Source organism: Kitasatospora sp. NPDC053057 (assembly GCF_044546945.1).
GTDB lineage: Bacteria > Actinomycetota > Actinomycetes > Streptomycetales > Streptomycetaceae > Kitasatospora.
This window is the reverse complement of the sequence record NZ_JBITZP010000001.1, coordinates 25580-48415: the sequence shown is the minus strand read 5'-3', so window position 1 is coordinate 48415 and position 22836 is coordinate 25580. Positions and strand designations below refer to the sequence as shown.

The 22836-nt window shown below is 73.3% G+C and carries 13 protein-coding genes; 6 read left to right on the top strand and 7 right to left on the bottom strand.

Translation table 11 applies throughout. The features are described 5' to 3' along the window. Nucleotides 1-49: 49 nt before the first annotated feature. From ACIG5E_RS00210 to ACIG5E_RS00180, 7 genes are all read right to left on the bottom strand, one after another. Nucleotides 50-6448 carry an SDR family NAD(P)-dependent oxidoreductase gene (locus ACIG5E_RS00210; RefSeq protein WP_396530489.1) on the bottom strand — a complete coding sequence of 2133 codons (6399 nt, stop codon included), beginning with the start codon at nucleotides 6446-6448 and terminating at the stop codon, nucleotides 50-52. A gap of 69 nt (nucleotides 6449-6517) precedes the next feature. Further along, nucleotides 6518-7369: a metallophosphoesterase family protein gene (locus ACIG5E_RS00205; RefSeq protein WP_396530488.1), complete on the bottom strand. Its 852-nt coding sequence runs from the start codon at nucleotides 7367-7369 to the stop codon at nucleotides 6518-6520. After that, nucleotides 7366-8721 carry a flavin monoamine oxidase family protein gene (locus ACIG5E_RS00200; RefSeq protein ID WP_396530487.1) on the bottom strand — a complete coding sequence of 452 codons (1356 nt, stop codon included), beginning with the start codon at nucleotides 8719-8721 and terminating at the stop codon, nucleotides 7366-7368. Before ACIG5E_RS00200 ends, ACIG5E_RS00205 begins: the two co-directional genes overlap by 4 nt. Continuing rightward, complete coding sequence (locus ACIG5E_RS00195; protein ID WP_396530486.1) at nucleotides 8718-8960, bottom strand: phosphopantetheine-binding protein; 243 nt, start codon at nucleotides 8958-8960, stop codon at nucleotides 8718-8720. The genes ACIG5E_RS00200 and ACIG5E_RS00195 overlap by 4 nt, the downstream gene beginning before the upstream one ends. Before the next feature lie 73 nt (nucleotides 8961-9033). Beyond that, complete coding sequence (locus tag ACIG5E_RS00190) at nucleotides 9034-10560, bottom strand: amino acid adenylation domain-containing protein (RefSeq protein WP_396530485.1); 1527 nt, start codon at nucleotides 10558-10560, stop codon at nucleotides 9034-9036. 339 nt (nucleotides 10561-10899) lie between these two features. Then, nucleotides 10900-11643 carry a hypothetical protein gene (locus ACIG5E_RS00185; RefSeq protein ID WP_396530484.1) on the bottom strand — a complete coding sequence of 248 codons (744 nt, stop codon included), beginning with the start codon at nucleotides 11641-11643 and terminating at the stop codon, nucleotides 10900-10902. A gap of 277 nt (nucleotides 11644-11920) precedes the next feature. Beyond that, entirely contained in the window at nucleotides 11921-12358 is a 438-nt protein-coding gene (locus ACIG5E_RS00180) for a zinc-binding dehydrogenase (RefSeq protein WP_396530483.1), read from the bottom strand. Nucleotides 12359-12761: 403 nt separating this feature from the next. Here ACIG5E_RS00180 and ACIG5E_RS00175 point away from each other — a divergent pair, with 403 nt between their 5' ends. The 6 genes from ACIG5E_RS00175 (at nucleotide 12762) to ACIG5E_RS00150 (ending at nucleotide 22832) form a co-directional block, all read left to right on the top strand. After that, the gene (locus ACIG5E_RS00175; protein WP_396530482.1) at nucleotides 12762-13229 is read left to right on the top strand and encodes a MarR family winged helix-turn-helix transcriptional regulator; all 468 of its coding nucleotides are present in this window, start codon (nucleotides 12762-12764) and stop codon (nucleotides 13227-13229) included. A gap of 100 nt (nucleotides 13230-13329) precedes the next feature. Continuing rightward, nucleotides 13330-13512, top strand: a complete 183-nt coding sequence (locus ACIG5E_RS00170) for a hypothetical protein (protein ID WP_396530481.1) — start codon at nucleotides 13330-13332, stop codon at nucleotides 13510-13512. A 36-nt stretch (nucleotides 13513-13548) separates the two neighbouring features. Beyond that, nucleotides 13549-14088, top strand: a complete 540-nt coding sequence (locus ACIG5E_RS00165) for a cysteine hydrolase family protein (protein ID WP_396530480.1) — start codon at nucleotides 13549-13551, stop codon at nucleotides 14086-14088. Between the two features lie 272 nt (nucleotides 14089-14360). Beyond that, nucleotides 14361-15494, top strand: a complete 1134-nt coding sequence (gene ccsB / locus ACIG5E_RS00160; protein ID WP_396530479.1) for a c-type cytochrome biogenesis protein CcsB — start codon at nucleotides 14361-14363, stop codon at nucleotides 15492-15494. Nucleotides 15495-15845: 351 nt separating this feature from the next. Next, nucleotides 15846-22073, top strand: a complete 6228-nt coding sequence (locus ACIG5E_RS00155) for a beta-ketoacyl synthase N-terminal-like domain-containing protein (protein ID WP_396530478.1) — start codon at nucleotides 15846-15848, stop codon at nucleotides 22071-22073. A 96-nt stretch (nucleotides 22074-22169) separates the two neighbouring features. Beyond that, nucleotides 22170-22832, top strand: coding sequence for a 2'-5' RNA ligase family protein (locus ACIG5E_RS00150; protein WP_396530476.1), 663 nt, complete (start codon nucleotides 22170-22172; stop codon nucleotides 22830-22832). Nucleotides 22833-22836 lie beyond the last annotated feature (4 nt).

Here is a 22836-nt window from a genome sequence, read left to right as displayed (position 1 = left end):
TACGGGCCCCGGGCCCGCCGCGCTCGGCGGGCCCGGGGGGAGGCGGGACTCAGAGGGTGAACTCGCGCAGTGCGGCGAGTTCGGCGTCGGCCTCGGCGTCGCTGAGCTCGGCCACGTCCGCCGGGCCGGTGGCGGCCGTGTCGGCCGTGTCGGCCGCCTCGGGCGCGCCGTCCGGCACCAGCTGGGCGGAGAGGTACTCGACCATCGCCCCGATCGACGGGTAGTCGAACAGCATCGAGGCGGACAGCGGCACCTGGAGTGCGGCCTCCAGGCCGTTCTTCAGCTCCACGGCGACCAGCGAGTCGAGCCCCAGCTCGACGAACCGGGGGTTCGCGGGCAGGTCGTCCGGGGAGTCGAAGTACAGCACCTCGGCCACCTTGGCCCGGACGAACTCGTTGATCTCCGCCTCCCGGTCCGCCTTGGCCATGCCGAGCAGCGCGTCCAGGTCCAGGGTCCGCCGGACGGCGCCGTCGCCCTGGGCGACCTGGGCGAACAGGGAGTTGGGCTGTGCCAGCCCGGCCACGTACTTGCCCCAGTCGAACTGGCAGGCGATCACCTGCGGCTGCGGGCGGGCCATCGACTGCAGCAGGGCGCGCATGCCCTCGGCGTTGCGGATGAACGAGAAGCCGCGCTCCTCCAGGCCGCGGATCTGCTGCTCGCCAAGGCGCGCGGCCATGCCGACCTCGCCCCACGGGCCCCAGTTGACGCTCAGGCCGGGCAGGCCGTGCTCGGTGCGCCAGCGCATCAGCAGGTCGATGAAGGCGTTGCCGGCCGCGTAGTTGCTCTGCCCGGCAGTGCCGAGCACCGAGGTGACGGAGGAGTAGCCGACGAAGAACCGCACGCCCGGCAGCTCGGCGACCGCCCGGTGCAGCAGCCACGTCCCGTACACCTTGGCGGCGAGGACGGTCTCGAAGCTCTCCCAGCTCTGCCCCGACACGGGGGCGTCGGAGAGCACGCCGGCGGTGTGCAGCACGCCTCCGAGCGGGACGCCGCCCTCCCGCAGCGCGGACATGATCCGCTCGACGTCCTCGGCCACCGCCACGTCGCCGCGCAGCACCCGCACGTGGACCGGCTCGCCGGCCCGCTCGCCGAGTTCGGCGGCCAGTTCGGCGATCTGCTCATCGGGGACGGCACGCCGGCTGACCAGGGCCAGGTGGCGGGCGCCGGAGTCGGCGAGCCTGCGGGCGGTCAGCACGCCGAGCGCGCCCAGTCCGCCGGTGATCAGGTAGGTCTCCTCCGGGACGATCCGCACCGGCTCCTCGGGGCGGTCCCGCTCGTCGACGAAGTCGAGCACCAGCTTTCCGACGTTGGCACCGCGGCTGAGGACGCCGAAGGCCTCCTCGACCTCGTCGAGGGTGTACCCGGTGGTCGGCAGCGGGGCCAGCTCGCCGGCGGTGATGCCGTCCATGACGGTGGTCAGGATCTGCTTGTTGAGGCGGGTGAACTCGGCCTCGGGCAGTTCGCTGAGGTCGAAGTTGAAGTACGAGACGTCCGGGCGCTCGGCCCGCATCCGCTCCGGGGACCAGATGCCGATCTTGCCCATCTCGACGAACCGGCCGTCCTGCCCGAGGGCGCGCACCCCGGCGTCCACGAAGTCCTTGTTCAGGCTGTTCAGGACGATGTCGACGCCCTGGCCGTCGGTCAGCCGGAGGATCTCGTCGGCGAAGTCCAGGGTGCGGGAGTTCATCACGTGCTCCACGCCCTGGGCCCGCAGCAGCTCCCACTTGCGCGGGCTGGCGGTGGCGAACACCTCGGCGCCCGCCTGGCGGGCGATCTGCACGGCGGCCTGGCCGACGCCGCCGGCCGCGGCGTGGATCAGCACCCGGTCGCCGGGCTTGATCCCGGCCAGGTCGTGCAGCGAGTACCAGGCGGTGACGAACGCGGCCGGCAGGCCCGCCGCGGCCGTGAAGTCCAGGCCGGCGGGCTTGCGCACCACGGCCTTGGAGGAGACGTTGACCCGGCGCCGCATGCAGCCGAGGTGGCTGAGCACCACCTCGTCGCCGATCCCGAACTCGGCGTCCGGGCCGGCCGCGACGACGGTACCCGCGGCCTCGAAGCCGAGCGGCAGGGCGGTGTGCTCCAGGCCTTGGTCGAGGGCGTACTCGCGCAGCATGCCGAGCGCGTTGAGCACGTCCTTGAAGTTGAGGCCGGCCGCGTGCACCCGGACCTGCACCTCGTCGCCGACCGGCTCGGCGTCCTCGACCGGGACGGGCTTGACGTTGCCGAACTGCCCGTAGTCGGTGATGGTCAGCTCGAAGTTGCGCTCCCGCTCGGCCTTGCCCGCGACCGGCTGCAGCCGGTGCACGTGGCGGCCGTCGGCGCGGTAGGCGATCTGGAACTCGCCGGAGCCGGAGTCCGCGGCGGCGATCTCGTCCCAGAGCGGGTCCAGGCCCGCGCCGCCCGGTTCGAGGTCCACCAGGGTGACCCGGTACAGCGGGTACTCGTTCAGCAGCACCCGGCCGAAGCCCCAGAGCGTTCCGGCGGCCAGGGCGTCCGCCGACCGCTCGTCCGGCCGGTCGCCGCGCAGCCACTGGCCGCCCTCGGTGACCAGCCAGATCCGCAGCTCCTTGCGGAACCCGATCCGCTCCAGCCCACCGACCAGGGCGAGCAGTTCGCGGTAGTTGTGCTCGCACTCGGCGCGCAGCCGGGCCAGCTCGTCCAGGCCGGAGCGCGGCTGCCAGACCCACACCAGGTCGGTGAGGTCGGTGCGCTCGGCGAGCAGGCGCTCGGCCGCCGCCGCGTCCGCCGCGGTGTGCACGGTCAGGCCGGGCGTCTCGGGGGCGGCGCCGCCGCCGTTCACCAGCAGTACCCGGTGGGCGCTGTCGCCGAGCGCCTTCGCGGGCAGCGAGCGCTTGATCCAGCGCGGCTCGTGGAAGAACTGACGGGCCTCGGCGGTGTTGGCCACCCGGACCAGGCGCAGTCCGGAGACCGCGAAGACGGGCAGTTCGCCGTCCAGGACCAGCAGGTCGGCGGTGTCCCCGTCGCCGCCCTCGCCCGGGAGCATCCGGACCACGCTACGCAGCCGCTCGCCCTTGGGCTTGCGGTAGAGCTGCACCCCGTCGAAGCCGACCGGCAGGTAGGTGTCGCCGGAGCCGGTGAGGGTGAGCAGGGTCTGCATGGCGTTGTCGAGGACGAACGCCGGCAGGTGCTCCAGCGGCGGGGTGTCGATGCCGCGCAGCTCGCCGACCGCGCAGCCGTCCTGCACGGCGGCCCGCCGGATCCGCTGGAACTCGGGGCCGTAGGCGAGGCCGAGGTCGGCGAACTCGGCGTAGAGGTCGTCGCCGTGGCGCACCGGGCCGGGCGCCGCGGGCTTCCCCGCGACGGCCGCCAGCTCCTCGGCGACCGCGAGCAGCGCCGCGTCCCGCTCGGAACGGGCGTCCAGCACGCCGGTGGCGTGCCGGCGTTCGATGGTCTCGCCCTTGCCGGTCACCAGGCTGACGATCTCCACGGCGTACGCACCGGACCCGGCCGGGCGGACCCGGATCCGGACGTCGGTGGTGGTCTCCTCGGTGAGGAAGAGCGGCTCCAGGATCCGCAGGTCCCGCAGCGGGCGCCCGGTCTCGCCGCAGACCGCCTCCTGGGCGGCGAACAGCATCTCGACATAGCCCGCGCCGGGGAAGATGACCTGCCCCATGACCTGGTGGTCGACCAGGTAGCCGGGGGCCAGCGCGCCCAGGTCGGTGCGGAACTCCCGTACACCGTCGGCCCGTTGCTCCGGAGTGCTGACCTCGCGGCCGAGCAGCGGGTGGTGCGCGGCCGCGGCGGTGGCGGCGCGGCCGCCGGGGCGCACCGGCAGCCAGTAGCGCTTGCGGTCGAAGGCGTAGGTGGGCAGGGCGATCTTGCGGCCGGGCCGGCCGCGGTGGTACTCCTCCCAGTCGAGCGGCAGGCCCGACTCGTAGGCCTGGAGCACCGCGGTGCGGAACGGGCCGGTGTCGGTGGCCTTGGGGTGGGCGCTGGAGGCCCACAGGTGCGCGGAGGCGTCGCCGCACTGCTTGGCCAGGGCGGTGAGCGCGCCGGACGGGCCGACCTCCAGGAACAGGTGCCGGCCGCGGTCCTGGACGCAGCGCACGCCCGCGACGAAGTTCACCGGCTCGCCGATGTGCCGGATCCAGTACTCGGGGGTGGCGACCTCCTCGAACTCGGCGATCCGGCCGGTGAGGTTGGAGACGAAGCTCAGCCGCGGCTGGTGGAACTCGATGCCCTCCAGGACCTCGCGGAACTCCTCGAACACCTCGGTCATCAGCGGGGAGTGGAACGCGTGCGAGACCTGCAGCGGCTTGGCCTCGATGCCGCGCTCGGCCAGCTCGGCGGTGATCTTCGTCAGGGAGGCGGAGCCGCCCGAGACCACGCACATGGTGGGGGCGTTGATCGCGCCGAAGCTCACGTCGTCGTAGCCGTCGATCAGCGGGGCGACCTCGGCCTCCGAAGCGCGCACCGAGACCATGCCGCCGGGCGCCGAGACCGCCTGCATCAGCCGGCCCCGGGCGGCCACCACGGTGACGGCGTCCTCCAGGGTGAACAGCCCGGCCAGGGTGGCGGCGACGATCTCGCCGATGCTGTGGCCGAGCAGCACGCCCGGCTTCACGCCGAGGGCGATCCACTGCTGGGCCAGCGCGTACTCGAAGGCGAACAGCGCGGGCTGGGTGTAGCGGGTCTCGTTGACGACCTCGGCGTCCGGCGCCCCGCCGAGCACCAGCTCACGGACGGAGCGGCCCAGCGGTTCGGCGAACAGCGCGTCGCAGGCGTCGAGTTGGGCCCGGAAGACCGGGAAGCGCTGGTACAGCGCGCGGCCCATCCCGGGGTACTGGGAGCCCTGGCCGGTGAACAGGAAGGCGACCTTGGCCGGGCGCGGCTCGGTCTGGGCGGCGGCCTCCAGCCGGGCGTCCAGCGCGGCCCTTAGCTCGGCGGTCGAGGCGACCGAGCGGGCGAAGCGCAGCCCGAGGTGGCCGCGGCCGACGTTGCTGGTGTAGCAGAGGTCGGCGAGCGAGACGTCCGGGTGCTGCTCCAGGTGCTCGCGGTAGCGCTCCAGCTGGCGCCGCAGCGCGCCGTCGCTCTTCGCGGAGAGGGTGAACAGGCCACCCTCGTCGGAGAGTTCAGGCCCCTCCGGGGCGGGGGCCGCCGGGGCCTGCTCCAGCACCACGGAGGCGATCGTGCCGGCGAAGCCGAAGGAGTTGACCACGGCCCGGCGCACCTCGGCGGGCCAGGACCGGCCCTCGGTCGGGACGGTCACCTTGTAACGGCCCCACGGGATGTGCTTGTTGGGCGTGTCCAGGTTGATGTGCGGGAAGAACGCCCGCTCGCGCATCTGGAGCACCGTCTTGATGACGCCGCCCATTCCGGCCGCGGCCTCCATGTGGCCGATGTTGGTCTTGGCGGAGCCGATCACGATCGGGTCCTCGGCGGTGCGGGACGGGCCGAACACCGCGTTGATGGCGCCCACTTCGATCGGGTCGCCGAGCGGGGTGCCGGTGCCGTGCGCCTCGACGTACTGCACGTCGCCCGGGGTCAGGCCGGCGTCGCCGAGCGCGGCGCGGATCACCTTGCTCTGCGCCGGGCCGTTGGGGACGGTCAGCCCGCCGCTCGGGCCGTCCTGGCGCACCGCGGTGCCCCGGATCAGGCCGAGCACGGTGTCGCCGTCCCGCCGGGCGTCCGAGAGCCGCTTCAGCACCACCACGCCGCAGCCCTCGCTGCGGCCGTAGCCGTCCGCGCTGTCGTCGAAGGTCTTGCAACGGCCGTCGGGGGCCAGCATGTTCGACTGGCTGAAGACGATGTGGTTGCGCGGGTCGTGGATCGCGTTGACCCCGCCGGCCAGCGCGAGGTCGCACTCGCCACGGCGCAGGCCCTGCGCAGCGAGGTGCAGCGCGGTCAGCGAGGAGGAGCAGGCGGTGTCCACCGTCATGCAGGGGCCGTACCAGCCCAGGAAGTAGGAGAGCCGGCCGGAGATCGCGCTCTGCGCGGTGCCGGGCCCGATCGGCGCCTCCAGCTCCGGCTCGGGGATGCCGTCGACCGCGATCACGTAGTCCACGGTGCTCGCGCCGATGTACACGCCGCCGTTGCCCTCGGGGACGGCCGCCGGGTCGATGTTCGCCGACTCCAGTGCCTCCCAGGCCACTTCGAGCACCAGACGCTGCTGCGGGTCCAGGTAGCGGGCCTCCTTCGGCGAGATGTTGAAGAAGACCGGGTCGAACTGGTCGATCTGCTGCAGGAATCCGCCCGCCGAGGTGCGGATCTTGCCGGGGGCGCCGTCCGGGTCGAAGTACTCGGCGGTGTTCCACCGGTCGTCCGGAATGGGCGTGATTCCGGATCCGCCGGCCGCCAGGAATCGCGCGAACTCCTCCGGGGTGTTGTTCTCTCCGGGGAATCGCAGGCCCATGCCGATGATGGCGATGGGCTCCTGCGGCTCGGCGGGCGGCCGCTCACGGTCTTCGGGGGCACGGTTTTCGGGCATGCGAAAGCCACCTCTGTTCTCGGGTGTTCAGCTTGTTCGGAGGCGATCAGGAATTCGTGGCGGCGCGGGTCACCAGCGGTCGGGGTCCGGCGGCGTCGGCAGCACCTGCCGCAGCACGCCCCGGATCAGCCCGCCGCGGCGGCGCTGCTCCCGCGGGTATCCGATGGACACCTCTTCGAACCTGACGCCGTCATGGTGGGTGGTGCGCGGGATGTGCAGGTGCCCGTAGACCACCGCCCGGGCCCGGAAGCGCAGGTGCCAGTCGGCGGTGAGCTCGGTCCCGCACCACTGGGCGAACTCGGGGTGGGTCAGCAGGTTGGTCGGCTGCCGGAGCAGCGGGAAGTGGTTGATCAACACCGAGGGCAGGTCGCCGAGTTCGGTGCTCAGCCGGTGTTCGGTCGCGGCCACCCGGGCCCGGCACCAGGCGTCCCGGCTCGGGTACGGGTCGGGGTGCAGCATGAACTCGTCGCTGCACACCACCCCGGCCTCGTGCGCCACCGCCAGCGCCTCCTCCTTGGTGGCGGCGCCCTTGGGCCGGAAGGTGTAGTCGTAGAGCAGGAACAGCGGCGCCAGCACGGCCGGGCCGTCCGCCCCCTGCCACACCGGGTACGGGTCCTCCGGCGTGACGACGCCCAGGCCTCGGCACAGCTCCACCAGGTGCCGGTAGCGCTCCTCGCCGCGCAGCGTGCACGGGTCCCCCGCGGGCGTCCACAGCTCGTGGTTGCCCGGCGCCCAGAGCACCTTGGCGAAGCGCCGGCTCAGCAGCTCCAGGGTCCGTTCGACCTCGGCCACCGTCTCGCTGACGTCGCCCGCCACGATCAGCCAGTCCTGGTCGGACTCCGGGCGGAGCCCCTCCACCAGCTGCCGGTTCAGCGGGTGGTTGACGTGCAGATCGCTGAACGCCCAGAGGGTGCCGCTCACTTCAGCGCCTCCAGCACCTCGGCTCCCACCCGGTGACCGGAGCGGACGGCGCCCTCCATCAGCCCGAAGAAGTCCGTGGCGGTCTCGGTGCCCGCCCAGAACACCCGGTCGTGCGCGGTGCGCAGCTCCCGGCCGCGCTCCACCCAGTCCCCGGGGCCCATCAGCGCGGCGAAGCAGCCCCGGCTGTACTCCTCGGCCACCCAGTCGGTCAGGTGGACGGCCGACGCCTCGGGTAACTCCGGGAACAGCACCCGCAGTTGCGCCAGCAACGCGGCCTCCCGCTCGGCCGGGGGCAGGGCGGAGAGCACGCTCGCCTCCCGGCCGGTGACGAAGCCGGTGAGCACCCCGACCGAGTCGTCGGCCGGACTGTCGTCCACGGTGGAGGTGATCGGCCCCTCCTCGCACATCGACCAGCCGGACAGCCCGTGGCGCCGCCAGATCGGCTCCGGGTAGACCAGGTGCACCTTGACCGTACGGGCCGGGGCCATCCGGTCCAGGGCGCGCGGCCGGGGCAGGGCCGGTCGGTACCCGAGCTCCTGGGCGAGCAGCGGGGGGATCGCGACCACGGCGGCGCGCGCCGTGAACTCGCCCCGGTCGGTGGTGACTTCGACCCTGCTGTCGCCCTGGACGACCCGGCGCACCGGCTCGCCGGTCCGCACCGGGGCGGCCAGCCGGGCGGCGAGCGCCTCGCTGATCCGGTGCGAACCGCCCTCGACCCGCCACTGCTGGGCTCCGCCCTCGAAGGCGTTCAGGTAGCGCAGCCCGCCGCCCGCCTTCAGGTAGAAGCCGAGGTGCAGGGCGGACAGGTCGGCCGGGTCGGCCGCCAGGGTCTCGCCGACGAACAGCCGGAAGAAGGTGCGGGCATCGGGGTGGCGCAGCCGCTGCTGCGCCCACTGCTCGGCGGTGAGGTGGTCCAGCCGGTCCGCGTCGGGGGTCTCCCAGGGCCGCTGGACGTCCACCGCCGCGCTCAAGTCGGCGAGCTCGTCGAAGAGTTCACCGAGGCCGACGGCGCTGAGCGGGGGGACGCGGGTGTCCAGCCGGTGGACGGCGCCGCCGATCCGGAAGACGCTCGCACCCGTCATGCCGGTGGCCGTGGTGGACAGGCCCAGCGCGGCCATCAGGGCCAGCAGGTCGGTGTGGCGGTCGCCCAGGTAGGCGGCGCCGCCGTCGGCCCGGATGCCGGGGGCGACCTCGACGCCGGTGGTCCGCCCGCCGACCCGGTCGCGGGCCTCCAGCACGGTGACGGTCAGCCCGTGCGCCTCCAGATCGGCGGCGGCCGTCAGTCCGGCCAGCCCGGCGCCGACCACGATGACGTCGCTGTTGGCGTCGCTGCTGAGGTTGCTGCTGCTCAACGGGCGTCCGATGCCAGCTGCTCGTTGATCAGGGCCTGCAGCTCGCTCGGCGTGGGGGCCTGCGAGAACTCCGCGAAGGTGAGCTCCACGTCGAACTCGCGGGCCACCTTGCCGATCACCCGGGTGGCGAGCAGCGAGTCCCCGCCGGCCGTGAAGAAGTTCGAGTCGGCGTCCAGGCTGCCGCCCTCCAGGACGGTTTCGAACAGGTCGATGACCTTGTGGATCGGGACTGTGCTCATCGATTCGCTCCGTAGGTACTGATCCGTGGGTGCTGAGGTGCTCAGTTGCAGAGGTGCTCAGGTGCTCAGGTGCTCAGGAGGGGTGGTTGCGCAGCAGGGCGGGGTAGTCGACCTTCCCGCTGGTGGTGTACGGCAGCTCGTCGACCACGACGAGCCGGGTGGGGATGAGGTGCGCGGGCAGCCGCCTCCGCAGGTCGGCCAGCACCCGGTCGGGCAGGCTCGCCGGGTCGGCCCCGGTGCCGGGCACGATGTGCGCGGCGAGGATGGTGCGCCCGGCGGCCTCGGTGCCGCACACCGCGGAGGCGGCGACCTCGGGGTGCGCGGTCAGCTCGTGCTCGATCTCGGAGGGGTCCAGCCGGACGCCCCGCACCTTCAGCTGGCGGTCGGCCCGGCCCTGGATGCCGAGGTTGCCCTCCGGCAGCTCGCGCACCAGGTCGCCGGTGCGGAAGCAGCGGACGGTCTCCTCGCCGATCCGGCGCTCCACGAAGCGGGCCGCGGTGAGCTCGGGGCTGCCGCGGTAGCCGGCGGCGATGGAGGGGCCGGCGACGAGGAGTTCCGCGATGCCGCTGTCCTCGGGGCCGTCCTCGGCACCGTCCTGCCAGGGTTCGAACAGCTGGCGCACGTGCGGCAGCGGGCGGCCGATGGGAGCGCCGGTGCGGGCGGCGATGTCCGCGGAGGTCCGGGGGCCGTACAGGTCCACTGCGTGGGTGATCAGCGCCGTCTCGGTGCAGCCGTAGGTGTTGACCAGCCGGACGCCCGCGGTGTCCGCGGCGCGCCAGGCGGCCAGTCGCCCGGGGTCGACCGGCTCGCCGCCGATGATCACGGTGTGCAGCGAGGGCGGCAGGGTGCCGCCGTCCTCCTCCAGGTGCCGGACCAGCTCGTGCCAGTAGGCGGTCGGCAGGTCGACCGTCGTCACGGCCTCGCGCTCCAGCATCCGCAGCATCCGCGGGAAGGAGCCGCCGTGGGCGTCCCCGTCGATGACCAGGGTGGCGGCCCCGGTGAGGGTGGGCAGGATCTCCTCGAAGCAGGTGTCCCAGTTCAGCGAGGCGAACTGGAGCACCCGGCTCTCCGGGGTGACGTCGAACAGCTCCCGAAGCGAGGCGGTGACGGCGCCGATCGCCCGGTGCGGCACCTCGACGGGCTTGGGCGCACCGGTCGAGCCCGAGGTGAACAGGATGTAGGCGACGGCCTCCTGGTCCGGCGCCGTGGTCCAGTCCGGGTCGCCGCCGGCTACCGGTGGTTCCAGGACGGTCCGGCCGTCCGTCGCGCCGAGCGTGCCGGCGGCGGTCCGCAGGACGGTGTCGCAGCCCGCGCCCGCCAGCATCATGGCCTGCCGCTGGTCGGGGAACGCCGGGTCGACCGGGAGGTAGGCGCGGCCCGCGGCCATCACTCCCAGCGCCGCCGCGATGGTGCGCACGGAGTGGACGGCGGGTACGGCGACCGCGCCGGTTCCCGGGTCATCGGCCAACGCCCGCGCCCAGGCGGTGACTTCGGCGGCCAGTTCGGCGTAGGAGACGGGCCGGCCGTTGTCGATGACGGCGCTCGCGTCCGCTCTGGCACGGGCGGCCCGGAAGAACTCGGACACCACATCACTGGGCACGGAAAAGGTCTTCCCCTCGGTCTCGTGCCCGGGGGCACGGATCAGCTGGTCGTCGGTGGGTGCGGTCGCGGGTACGGCCGTCGGGCGCCCGGACAGCACGCGGCGCGGCCGGGCCCTCGGTGGGCCGGTCGTCCGGGTTGGGTGGCGCGTCGTCGCGCGCCGAACGGCGCCGGCGACGGGCCGGCGCAGGCGTTCGCACCCCTCGGGGAGCGTCGTCGGGAATGTCGGGGATCGCGGGGCGGGCGCGGTTGATCACCCCACCACCCCCGCCGGGCACCGGAGTTCGCCGTACGGCCCGGTGCGGCCGCACGGCTCCGTTCCGGTGCCGGCCCTACGCGGTCAGGCCGCCTGCGGCAGGGTGAGCCACAACGCCGTGGAGTACGCGCACAGTTCGCCGTCCCGGGTGGCGATCGCGCTGCCCACCAGGTGCTTGCGGCCCGATACGGAGGTGGCCCAGCCGAAGGTGATGTGGTCCTCCCCCGGCACGACCGCCTTGGCGACGGTGGTCGCCAGGTAGGCGGTCACGGTCTCGTGCGGGGCGTCGTTGAACAGCCGGCAGGCCCAGCCGCCCGGGCAGTCGAGTGCGCCCCAGATGTCCTCGGCGGCCAACTCGCCGCCGCCCTGGGTGAGTTCCCGGTCCGGCGTCCAGGTGGCGGCCACCAGCGACTGCTCGGGCAGCAGCGCGAAGGTCTGCCGCAGCCCAAGCCCGGGTGCCCGGTCGCCGCCGCAGCCGTAGCAGTCCCCGCGATAGAACGGGGAGTCGGTGAGGGGGTGCTCCTTCTCGGCCGCCACCACGTCGTCCCAGGACGGCACGGAGGGCGGCGGCGCGACCGGCTCGCACACCTCGACAAAGAGCAACGTGCCGCCACTGTCGGCGAGTTCGTAGCCGCCAGCCTCGGTCGCACGCAGCTCCACCGGGGAACCGAGCGGCACCGGCCGCCGGAAACTCACCTTGACCGACGCGCCCGGGAACTGCCGGGAGAGAATGCCCGCCGCATAGCCGCCGAATCCCACGCCGGGGAATCCGTAGACATGATCCGGCACCACCACGCCGGTCGAAGTCTCCTGGCGGTCATGCGTCACTGGTGCCCCCCGTTTGGCTCAAGTCGAATCGCGCTTGCTGCGGTGCTGGTTCGCTGATCGTCCCTGGTCGTACTACCCGGGACTTGCTCGGTTCGTGGTGCAGACCAAGGTCATCATGTTCATCCCGATCACGTCAACCAACTCATGAGTAAGTACGAAGCAACCCAGTCGGATGGCACAGCGATCGGCTGTGATCCCGGTCATATCGACACCGGTGCGGCAACGGCACTCGTCACGCCCGAAGGTGACGGAGCGTCAAACGTTGCGCTGGGAGGCGTCAGGCCTTGACGCGCAGGACGAACTTGCCGGTGGAGTCACGGCGCTCCAGGATCTCGTGGGCCTTCACGGCGTCCTCCAGGGCGAGTTCGGTGGTATCGATCCGGACGGCGCCGGTGGCGAGCTGACGGGCGGCCTCCACCAGGTGGCCGTGGACCAGGTCCGGCTGCTGGTCGGCCAGGCCGCCGATGTTGTAGCCGGCCACCGTCTTGGCCGCGTACCACATCTGGTTGGCCTCGTAGGTGTGGTCCTGCTGTGAGGCGTTGCCGTAGACCACGTGGCGGCCGAGCGGGGCCAGCAGGTCCAGGGCCGGCGGGCGCGCCCCGAACGGGCCGGGGTACCCGGGCGGGAGCGAGGGCGGGATGGTCGGTCGTCGGAGCCGCGACGCGCCGAGGCCGAGCAGCCGGCTCCAGCCCTCGCGCTCGGCGCGTGCGGTCACCGGACCGCCTTGACGCCCGCCGCGCCGAACCCATAGCGTCCCCTGCCATGAGTAAGAACACTTATATCAAACAGAGCTCTTGCTTCTCATCAATCTCATCGACACCATCGACATCGGATACCCCTGACCTGGACGCCGGCCCAGGGCGAGCACGTAGTGCCGATCCCCGGCAGCACCCGCCGGATCCACATCGAGCAGAACGGCGCGGGCTGGTCCGGCGGCAGGTCTCCTCGGCCCATTCGCACGTCTTCCCGCGCCAGTGGCCGAGCAGGGGCGGACACTCGCCGCACAGGGCGAGGGAGCCGGTTGGCTCGAAACAGTTCGTACCTAGCGACTGATCAGCCCACTGATGTACCTTAAAGTCCGAATAATCCGCAGGGGGGCAGTCAGGGATGCGATCACCGTGACCGAAAACAGTTCCAACCGACAGACCTCAGCGCCGCTCGACTTCCACGACCGTTTGGGCCATGCCATCAAGCGGGCGGAGCAGGCGCTGATCGGCGAGAAGAGCCGGGTGTTGCGCACCGTCGACCTGACGGTGCCGCAGTACGTGACCCTCCTCGTGCTCCAGCAGTCGTCCGGGATGTCCGGGGCCCAGCTGGCCCGGGAGTGCATGGTCACGCCGCAGACCATGACGACGATCCTGACCAACCTCGAGAACAAGGGCCTCATCACCCGTGAGACCTCGAGCGTGCATCAGAAGGTCCTCGTGGCCAAGCTCACCCGGACCGGCCGCGCACTGGCGAAGAAGGCCGACACACTGGCCCGCGGCGTCGAGCAGCGGCTCGCCGACGCCTTCGACGACACCGAGCAGGCCCAGCTGCGCGAGCTGCTGGAGCGCTCGGCGGCGGCGCTGCGCAAGACCGACTGACCAGCGCGACACCAGCACGAGAGCGGGCGGAAGGCCGCCCCCTGGACGCCTGATCACCACCCGGGGCGCCGAGGGGGCTGCCTTTCTCATTTCCACCCCCGTGCCCGCCCGCCCCCACGTCCGTCTCCGGCCGTACGTCGACCGCACGTCAGCCGTCTCAGGTTCCGGACACATCCAAGAACCCCTCAGCCACCTGCTGCTCCCCCGGCTCGGCCGCACCGCCACCCTGCTGAGCGCCGGAGCCGGCTTCACCTGGAGCGCCCCGCTCGTCGCCGCCCAGTGACCGAGCGACCAGCCACCGTTGACCACGAGGAACCCGATGTCCCACACTCCCGCCGCCCTCACCCCCGGCACCGTCCTGGTGCTGGTGGACCTCCAGCAGTGGATCGTCAGCCGCCCGGCCGCCCCGCTGACCGGCCCCGCCGTGGTCCGCTCCGCCGCCCGGCTGAAAACCGCCTTCGAGACCGCCGGCCTGCCCGTGGTCCTGGTCCGCTACGCCCGCGTGGACGGCAGCGACGGCGGCCCCGACTCCCCCTTCAACCGCTTCGCCCCCGAGGTCGCTGCCCGCCCCGGCAACGAGGTCGTCACGAAGTACGGCATCGACGCCTTCGCCGGCACCGACCTCGCCGACCGCCTCGACCGCCTCGGCGCCACGGGCCTCGTCATCGCCGGCATCGCCACCGAGTACGGAGTCGGCGAAACCGTCCGCACCGCCGTGACCCTCGGCTACCCCACCACCGTCGTCGAGGACGCCGTCACCGCCCTCTCCACCTCCGGCCACACCGCCGCTCTCGACGCCTTCCACCGCCTCGGCGTCACCGTCACCCACACGGACGCCCTCCTCACGGCGGCCGCCTGACGCCACCGGGCCCCGCCTGGGACCTCATCAGGCCGCGCGGGGGCTCAGCGCTGCCCGGCTACCGCGCCGATCACTCGTCGGCCTGGGTATGCACCCAGGCCTTTCCATCGTAGAAGTACGCCCGGACCCTCCGGCGCGGAGGTGGGGGTCGGCGTCGTCAGTCCATGTGACGGCCAGTCGGCGGCAGGGCCCGCGGAGTCGGCTGCGGATCACTCGCCGTAGAGTGTGGCTGGTCAGTGTCCGCTCGAAGCCTGACTTCGAAGGAGTTCGTGGTGAAGCTCGCCTCGGTCGTCGACCTCCAACTGGCTGGCATGTCCAACAAGCTCATCTACTCGGCCATGTCGGTGTACGTCCTGGCGATGTTCGCCCATCTCTTCGAATGGACGTTCGGAAGCCGTGGCACGGTGGCCCGGCGCTCCATCGAGCAGACGAGCCTGGCCGAGACGGTGGCCGCCCATGCCGGGAAGAGCATCCGGCAGGCCACGGTCACCGTCGCGTCGGGGGACGGCCGGACCACCACGCTCACCCGCACCGTGGTGGCGGGCGAGGGGGCCACCGTGGTGACCTCGGCCCGAGGCGCGGAGCCCCAGCCCGACGGGCCCGGCGCCGCGGGGAGCAGCCCGAAGGCGGACCTGGCGGGGCGGATCGCGATTTCGCTCACCACGCTCGGGGCGCTGCTCCACGTCGGAGGGGTCACCACCCGGGGGCTCTCGGCGATGCGCTGGCCCTGGGGCAACATGTACGAGTTCTCCTGCGCCTTCGCGCTCGCCATGGTCCTGGTCTACCTGGGCCTGCTGGCGGCCAAGGTCCAGGTGCGCTGGCTGGGCGTGCCCGTCACCGTCGGTGCCGTGCTCACGCTCGGCCTCGCGGTGACGGTGCTCTACACCGGGGCCGACCAGTTGGTGCCCGCTCTGCACTCGTACTGGCTGGGCATTCACGTCACCGCCGCGACGGCCTGCGTGGGCGCCTTCTACACGGCGTTCGCCGCGACCCTGATGTACCTCGGCAAGGACGTGTACGAGAGGCAGCGTGCCCTCGGCCTCACGACGGGCCCGCTGCGCATCCCCGCCTCGGTCTGGGAGCGGCTTCCCGCGGCGACGACGCTCGACCGCTTCTCGTACCGGGTGAACGCCATCGTGTTCCCGCTGTACACGTTCACCGTCATCGCGGGTGCCATCTGGGCCGAGGCGGCCTGGGGCAAGTACTGGGAGTGGGACCCGAAGGAGACCTGGTCCTTCGTGACCTGGGTCGCGTACGCGGCCTACCTGCACGCCCGGGCGACCGCCGGCTGGCGTGGCCGCAAGGCCGCCTACGTGGCCCTGGTCGCATTCGCCTGCATGCTCTTCAACTACTACGGCATCAACATCTTCGTCACCGGGAAGCACTCGTACGCGGGAATCGGCTGACGCCGATAGCGCATGAAAGTCCGGCCCGCGAACAATCGGTGTGGAAGTGACGTCGCGACGTACACCGCGGGCTGAAGCCGGCATCGTTTCGCGATTCACTGTTGACAGGATGCGGTTTCCGCATGCGCGCATGTCCGTGAACCCCGCGCGGGCGGCTTCGGGGGACCAGAACTCGGCCCCGGCTCTCCGGCGCCCATAGAGCCGCTGTGGTCCGAGCGCTTCACGCTCCGTCACACCTCGGCTCCCTGGTCGGGATTTTCCACCTGCCCCCACCGGATTTGACGAATGATCACGCCGCGAGTGACCGTTGCGACAACCCGTTCACCACGCCGCGGAATGCAGGGGTGCCAGATGCACGAGCTGATCCTCCGTCACGCATCGGAGCACCCGGACAAGACCGCCTTCGTCGACGCCCGCGGTGCGCTGAGCTACGGCGACCTCGCCCGCCGCACGGCCCTGGTGGCCGGCAACCTCCGGGTCGAGCGCGGCAGCCGGGTTGCGCTGTACCTGGCCGGCGGGGTGCCCGCGATCACCGCGACCCTCGGCGTCGCCCGTGCCGCCGCGGTCGGCGTTCCGCTCGACCCGCGGATCGGCGACGACGACCTCCGGTTCCGCCTGGCCGACGCCGGCGCCGACCTGGTGATCACCGACCGCGCCGACCTGGCGCGGGCCCGACAGGTGTCCGGTGTCCGGGTGGTGACCGTGGACGACCTGCTCACCCCCACCCGTACGCCGCCCCGGGACGACCTCGAACCGGACGAGCCCGCCTGGCTGCACTACACCTCGGGGACCAGCGGGGACCCGAAGGGCGTGCTGTCGACGCAGGCGGCCTGGCTCCGGTCGGCCGACCACGCCTACCGGGGACTGCTGGGCATGTCCGCCGAGGACCACCTGCTGTGGCCGCTGCCGCTGTTCCATGCCTTCGGGCACTCGATGTGCGTGGTGGGCGTGGTGGCCCTGGGCGCGAGCGCCTACGTGATGGACCGCTTCACGCCGGAGGCGGCAGCCGAGCTGCTCCGCCGGACGCCGTTCACGGCACTGGGCGGCGTGCCGACGGTCTTCACCCAGCTCCTGGACGCCGGGGCCCCGCTGCCGCCCAGTTGCCTGTCGGCCGGCGCCCCGCTGCCGGAGCAGTTGCGGGACCGGTTCCGCCGGGTGTCCGGCCGCGAGCTGCACGACGGCTACGGCAGCACGGAGGCCTCCGGGAAGGTCGCCGTCGACGGCGTCGTGCTGCCCGGGATCGAAACCCGGTTCGTCGACGGTGAGATCCAGCTGCGGCTGCCCGGCGCCGTCGGCTGGCAGGCCACCGGGGACCTCGGCCGGGAGGAGAACGGCCGGCTGATGGTGACGGGGCGGGTGAGCGAGATCATCATCCGGGGAGGGGAGAACATCCACCCCGCCGAGATCGAGCGGGTGCTGGCCCGCTGCCCGGACGTCCGGGACGCGGCCGTGGCGGGGGAAGCCGACGCGGTGCTCGGTGAGGTGCCGGTCGGCTACGTCGTCGGCGAGGCGGATCCGGCGGCGGTCCTGGCCTTCTGCCGTCGGCAGCTGCCACCGCACCGGGTACCGGAGGCGATCCGCCCGGTCAGCCGGATCCCGCAGACTTCCTCGGGCAAGCCGGCCCGGCGGCGGCTGCGGTTCCAGTACGTGCTGGACCTGGTCCGCCGGGAGACCGAGGGGATCACCGGCCGGGCACCGGAGCCGGACCAGCCGTTCGCCGAGGCCGGTCTGGACTCGCTGGGCACCGTACGGCTGCGGGACCGGCTGGGCACAGAACTCGGGGTCGCGCTGCGCCCGTCCCTGGTGTTCGACCACCCCACGCCCCGCGCGATGGCGGACCATCTGACCGGCGGGGCCGACGGCGGGCCGACGCCCGCCCGCAGGGCCACCGAGCCGGTCGCGATCGTCGGCATGGCCTGTCGCTACCCCGGTGGGATCGCCGGCCCCGAGGACCTGTGGCGGGTGGTCGCCGCCGGCCAGGACACCATCACGGACTTCCCCACGGACCGGGGCTGGCCCCTCGACGAGCTGTTCCACCCCGACCCCGACCACGTCGGCACCAGCTACGTGACGCGCGGGGGCTTCCTCGCCGACGCGGCCGACTTCGACGCGGCGTTCTTCCGCATGTCACCGCGGGAGGCGCTGGCCACCGACCCCCAGCACCGGCTGCTGCTGGAGACGGCCTGGGAGGCGGTCGAACGGGCGGGCATCGCCCCCGAGTCGCTGCGCGGCAGCAACACCGGTGTGTTCGTGGGCCTGATGTACAACGACTACGCCGGCCGGTTCCGGGGCACCGACCACGAGCTCCTGCCCCAGATCGCCCTGGGTTCGGCGGGCAGCGTGGCCTCCGGGCGGATCGCCTACGGCCTGGGCCTGCACGGGCCGGCCCTCACCCTGGACACCGCCTGTTCCTCCTCGCTGGTGACCATGCACCTCGCGGCGGACTCGTTGCGCAGCGGGCAGTGCGACCTGGCCCTGGCCGGAGGTGCCACGGTCATGGCGAGCCCGGACAGCTTCGTCGCGTTCAGCCGACAGCGCGGCCTCGCCCCCGACGGACGGGTGAAGCCGTTCTCCGCGGCCGCCGACGGCACCGTCTGGTCGGAGGGGGTGGGACTGCTGCTCCTGGAGCGGGTCGAGGACGCGGTGCGCAACGGCCACCCGATCCTGGCCCTGCTGCGCGGCTCGGCGGTCAACCAGGACGGGGCCTCCAACGGCCTCACGGCGCCCAGCGGCCCCGCCCAGGCCGCGGTGATCCAGCAGGCGCTGGCCGACGCCGGACTGACCGGCGCCGACGTGGACGTGGTCGAGGCCCACGGCACCGGCACCGCCCTGGGCGACCCGGTCGAGGCGGCCGCGTTGCTCGCCACCTACGGCCAGGACCGGCCGGCTCCGGTCCTGGTCGGCACCGTCAAGTCCAACCTCGGGCACACCCAGGCGGCCGCCGGGGTCGCCGGGGTGATCAAGACCGTGATGGCGATGCGACACCGCACGGTGCCCGCCACCCTGCACATCGAGGAGCCCTCCCGCGAGGTCGACTGGACGGCCGGCCGGGTCCGCCTGGTCACCGAGCCGACGCCCTGGCCGGCGCGGGAGCGTCCGCGCCGTGGCGCGGTGTCCGCGTTCGGGATCTCCGGGACCAACGCGCACGTGATCGTCGAGGAGTACGAGCAGCTGCGGACGGCGTACCTCTTCCCGGGGCAGGGGGCGCAACGGCCCGGGATGGGGCGGGAGTTGGCCGCCCGGCACCCGGTGTTCGCCGCGGCCTTCGAGGAGGCCTGCGCCCACCTGGACCCGGCGGTGCGGGAGGCGGTCGACACCGAGCTGGTGCACCGCACCGACTTCGCCCAGGCGGCCCTGTTCGCCTACGAGGTCGCCATGTTCCGCCTGTTGGAGTCCTGGGGGTACCGCCCGGACGCGCTGATCGGGCACTCCGTCGGGCAGATCGCGGCTGCCCACGTCGCGGGCGTCCTGTCGCTGCCCGACGCCGCGCGGCTCGTCACCGCCCGCGGCCGGCTCATGCGGCGGCTGCCGCCGGGCGGGGCCATGGTCGCCCTCCGGGCCGCCGAGAGCGAGGTCCGGCTCACCCCCCGCACCGCGATCGCGGCCGTCAACGGCCCGGACTCGGTCGTCGTCTCCGGGCCGGAGGAGGAAGTCCTCGCCATCGCCGCCGGTTTCGAGCACGCCACCCGGCTCACCGTCAGCCACGCCTTCCACTCCCCGCTGATGGACCCCGTGCTGGAGGAGTTCACCCAGGTGGCGCAGAGCCTGACGTACCGTCCGCCGGCGATCCCGGTCATCGGCGCCCGCCCGGACGATCCGGACCACTGGGTGCGACACCTGCGCGAGACGGTCCGCTTCGCCGACCACGTGGCCGCGGTCGACGGCGCCACCCTGGTCGAACTCGGCCCGGGCAACACCCTGGGCGCCCTCGTCGAAGGTGTCGTCCCCACCACCGACCCCGAGCGGGCGGCGGCCCGGCTGCGGGGCACCCGCGGCTTCCGGCGTCGGCGCTACTGGCTCGACCGGGGCGCCGAGCATCCGCTGATCGAGTCGACCGTCGTCGTGCCCGGCTCGGGCGAGGTGGTGTGCGTCGCCGACCTCAGCCCCGCCTGGCTGCTCGACCACGTCGTCGACGCAACCGCGCTGGTGCCCGCCACGGCGATCCTGGAACTGGTGCTGTACGCCGGGGAGCGGGCCGGGTGCAGCAGCGTCGAGGAACTGGTCCTGCACACCGCGATGCCCCTGCCCCGGACCCGGCGGGCGGAGGTCGTCGTCCGCCCCGGGGAGCCCGACGGCGCACGGCCGTTCGAGGTCTACGCGAACGGGGTCCGCTGCGCGAGCGGCCGACTCGGCTCCGGGCCGGCCCCGCAGGTGGAGATCGGCGAGTGGCCCCCGCCGGGCGCCGAGGAACTCGACGTCGAGCACGCCGACTACGGTCCGGCGTTCCGCGGGCTGAGCCGGATGTGGCGGCGCGGCGACGAACTCTTCGGCGAGGTGCGCGGGGAGTTCCCCGACGCCGGACGGTTCGCCCTGCACCCCGCCCTGTTCGACGCGGCCCTGCACCCGGCCCGGCTGCTCACCGGCGGGGTGCCGTTCGTCCTGCGCGGCGTGCACCTGCTGGCCCGGGGCGCCACGGCCCTGCGCGTGCGCATCCGGGCGGGGCGGATCGACGTGACCGACCGGACGGGCCGACCGGTGGCGTACGTCGAGTCGCTCACCGCGCGTACGACCGGAACCGGCCGGGGCACCCTGTTCCGCCCGCGGTGGCAGCGGGTTCCGGGACCCCCGCGGGGGAAGCTGCTGGAGGTGCCGGCCGGGGACGCGCCCGCCGCCCTGGCACTCGCGCTGCGGGAGTTGCAGGCCGATCACGAGCACCTGACCGTCCTGGTGCGGCCGGGCGACCTCGCCGGAGCGGCGGTGGCCGGCCTGGTCCGGGTCGCGCAGACGGAGCACCCCGGCAGGTTCACCCTGGCCGAACTCGGCGACGAGGGGCCGCGGACCGTCGCCGAGCGCGCGGAGCTGGTCCCCGTGGCCGGCGGCGGCGCCTTCGCCTGGCGCGGGACCGTCCTGGTCACCGGCGGCGGCGCGCTGGGCCGGGCGGTCGCCGACCATCTGCGGGACAAGGGTGTGCGCGTCGTCGTCGCCAGCCGCAGCGGTGAGACCCGTCTGGACGTCACCGACCGGGCGGCGCTGGCCGCACTGGTCGACTCGATCGAGGACCTGCGGGCCGTCGTGCACACCGCCGGGGTCCTCGACGACGGAATACTCGCCTCGATGACGCCGGAACGCCTGGCGACCGTGTGGCGCCCCAAGGCCGAAGCCGCCTGGCACCTCCACGAGCTGACCGCGCACCGGGACCTCGACGCCTTCGTGCTGTTCTCCTCGGCGGCCGGCGTGCTCGGCCACGCCGGGCAGGCCAACTACGCGGCGGCCAACAGCTACCTGGACGAACTCGCCCGCCACCGGCGGCGGGCGGGGCTCCCCGCGCTCTCCCTGGCCTGGGGCCCGTGGACGGTCGGGATGATGGCCGACCGGAGTGCCGGTCCCGGCCTGGTGCCGCTCACCCCGGCGGAGGGCGTGGCGCTCCTGGAGTCGGCGCTGGGCACCGACGAGCCGGTCCTGGTGCCGATCGCCTTCGACCGCGCTCCCCGGCCGGAACCACGGCGCGCACCGGACCCGACCCGGCCGACGAACCTGCTGGAACTGGTGTGCACCGAGATCGCCGCCGTACTGAGCTACCCGGAGGTGGAACCGGACACCCCGGTCCTCGACCTCGGCTTCGACTCGCTGACCTCGATCGAGCTGCGCAACAGGCTGGAGGCACGCACCGGCCTGCGCCTCCCCGCCACCGTGGTGTTCGACTCCCCCACGCCGAGGGCGATCGCCGAGCAGCTGCGCCCGCCGCCGGCCCCGGGAACGCTCGCCTTCCTGTACCAGAAGCTGTGCGGGCTGGGCCGCCACCAGGAGGCCATGCACCTGCTCGTCTCCGCCTCGTGGGCGCTGCCGTCGGCGGCGACGCTCCCGTCGGTGGCCCCGAAGAGGCTCAGCGACGGCGAGGGCCCGGCGATCGTCTGCTTCCCCGCCTTCACCTCACCTCCCGGGGAGTACCGCCTGCTGGCCCGGCACCTGCCGGGCCTGTGGCTGCTCCCGCACCCGGGGTACGAGGGCGACGCGGTGCCGGAGGACGTGGAGGCACTCGTCCGGACGCACGCCGCCTCGATCAGGCGGCTCGGTCGGCCGGTGGTGCTGCTGGGCCGCTCCACCGGCGGCCTGGTCGCACAGGCCGTCGCGGAGCGGGTCGGCGCCGAGGCCGTGGTGCTGCTGGACACCCACCCCGTCAGGGACGAGGAACGGCTCACCGGGCTGGCGGCCCGTACCGCGGTCAGGCTGGACGAGCCCGCGCTCGCGGCGATGGGCGCGTACGTGCGCATCTTCCTGGACCGGCCGCAGGAGACGGCCGGCCCCACCCTGCACCTGCGCCCCGGCGACGTCCCGGGAGACCACTACTCGATGCTCGACGAGCACGTGGCGACGACGGCGGAAGCGATCCGGACGTGGCTCGCGCAGGCGGTGAACTGACCACGGGCGGCCTGCGGATGCGGTCGCTCGCCAGCAGGTCCTGCGGCTGGCCGAGCTCGATCGCGCCCGCCGCGTCCGGGCGGGCACGATGGAGAGGTGGACAGCTACCCGTCGTCCGACGTCCGTCCCACCGCCACCGGCGCCGACGTGCTCGATCTCCCGCCGACGGCCCGTACCGCCGTGGCCTGGCTCCCGCCCGCCGAACTGTGGCCCGCGATCCAGGCGGTCCGCGAGGTCCACGACCGGCAGATCCGCCGCTGGCCGCCGCACGTCAACGTGCTCTTCGGCTTCGTCCCGGAGGACGCGTTCCCGGCCGCCGCACCCCTGCTCGCCGAGGCGGCCGCCGAGATCCGGCCGTTCGCGGCGCGACTGTCGGGCGTCCACAGCTTCCGCCACCGGCACGACTCCACCGTCTGGCTCGACCCCGCTGCCACCGGTACCGGCCCCTGGGTACGCCTGCACCGCGCCCTCTCCGCCCGCTTCCCGCACTGCCGGACCCGCGGCGACCGCTTCACCCCGCACCTCTCCCTCGGCCGCACCCGCGACCCCCGGCACCTCGCCCCCGACCTCGCCGCCCGCCTCGGCAGCACCACCGCCCGCGTCGACGGACTCGTTCTGCTCTCCCGCCGGGCCGGCGGCCCGATGTGCGTCCGCGCCACCCTCACCCTCGGCACCGGCACCGTCCACTGGCTTCCCGACCACGACCCCGCCCCGCCGGATCAGGAACATCAACAGTGGGCTGCCTGGACGATCCAGTGACCGG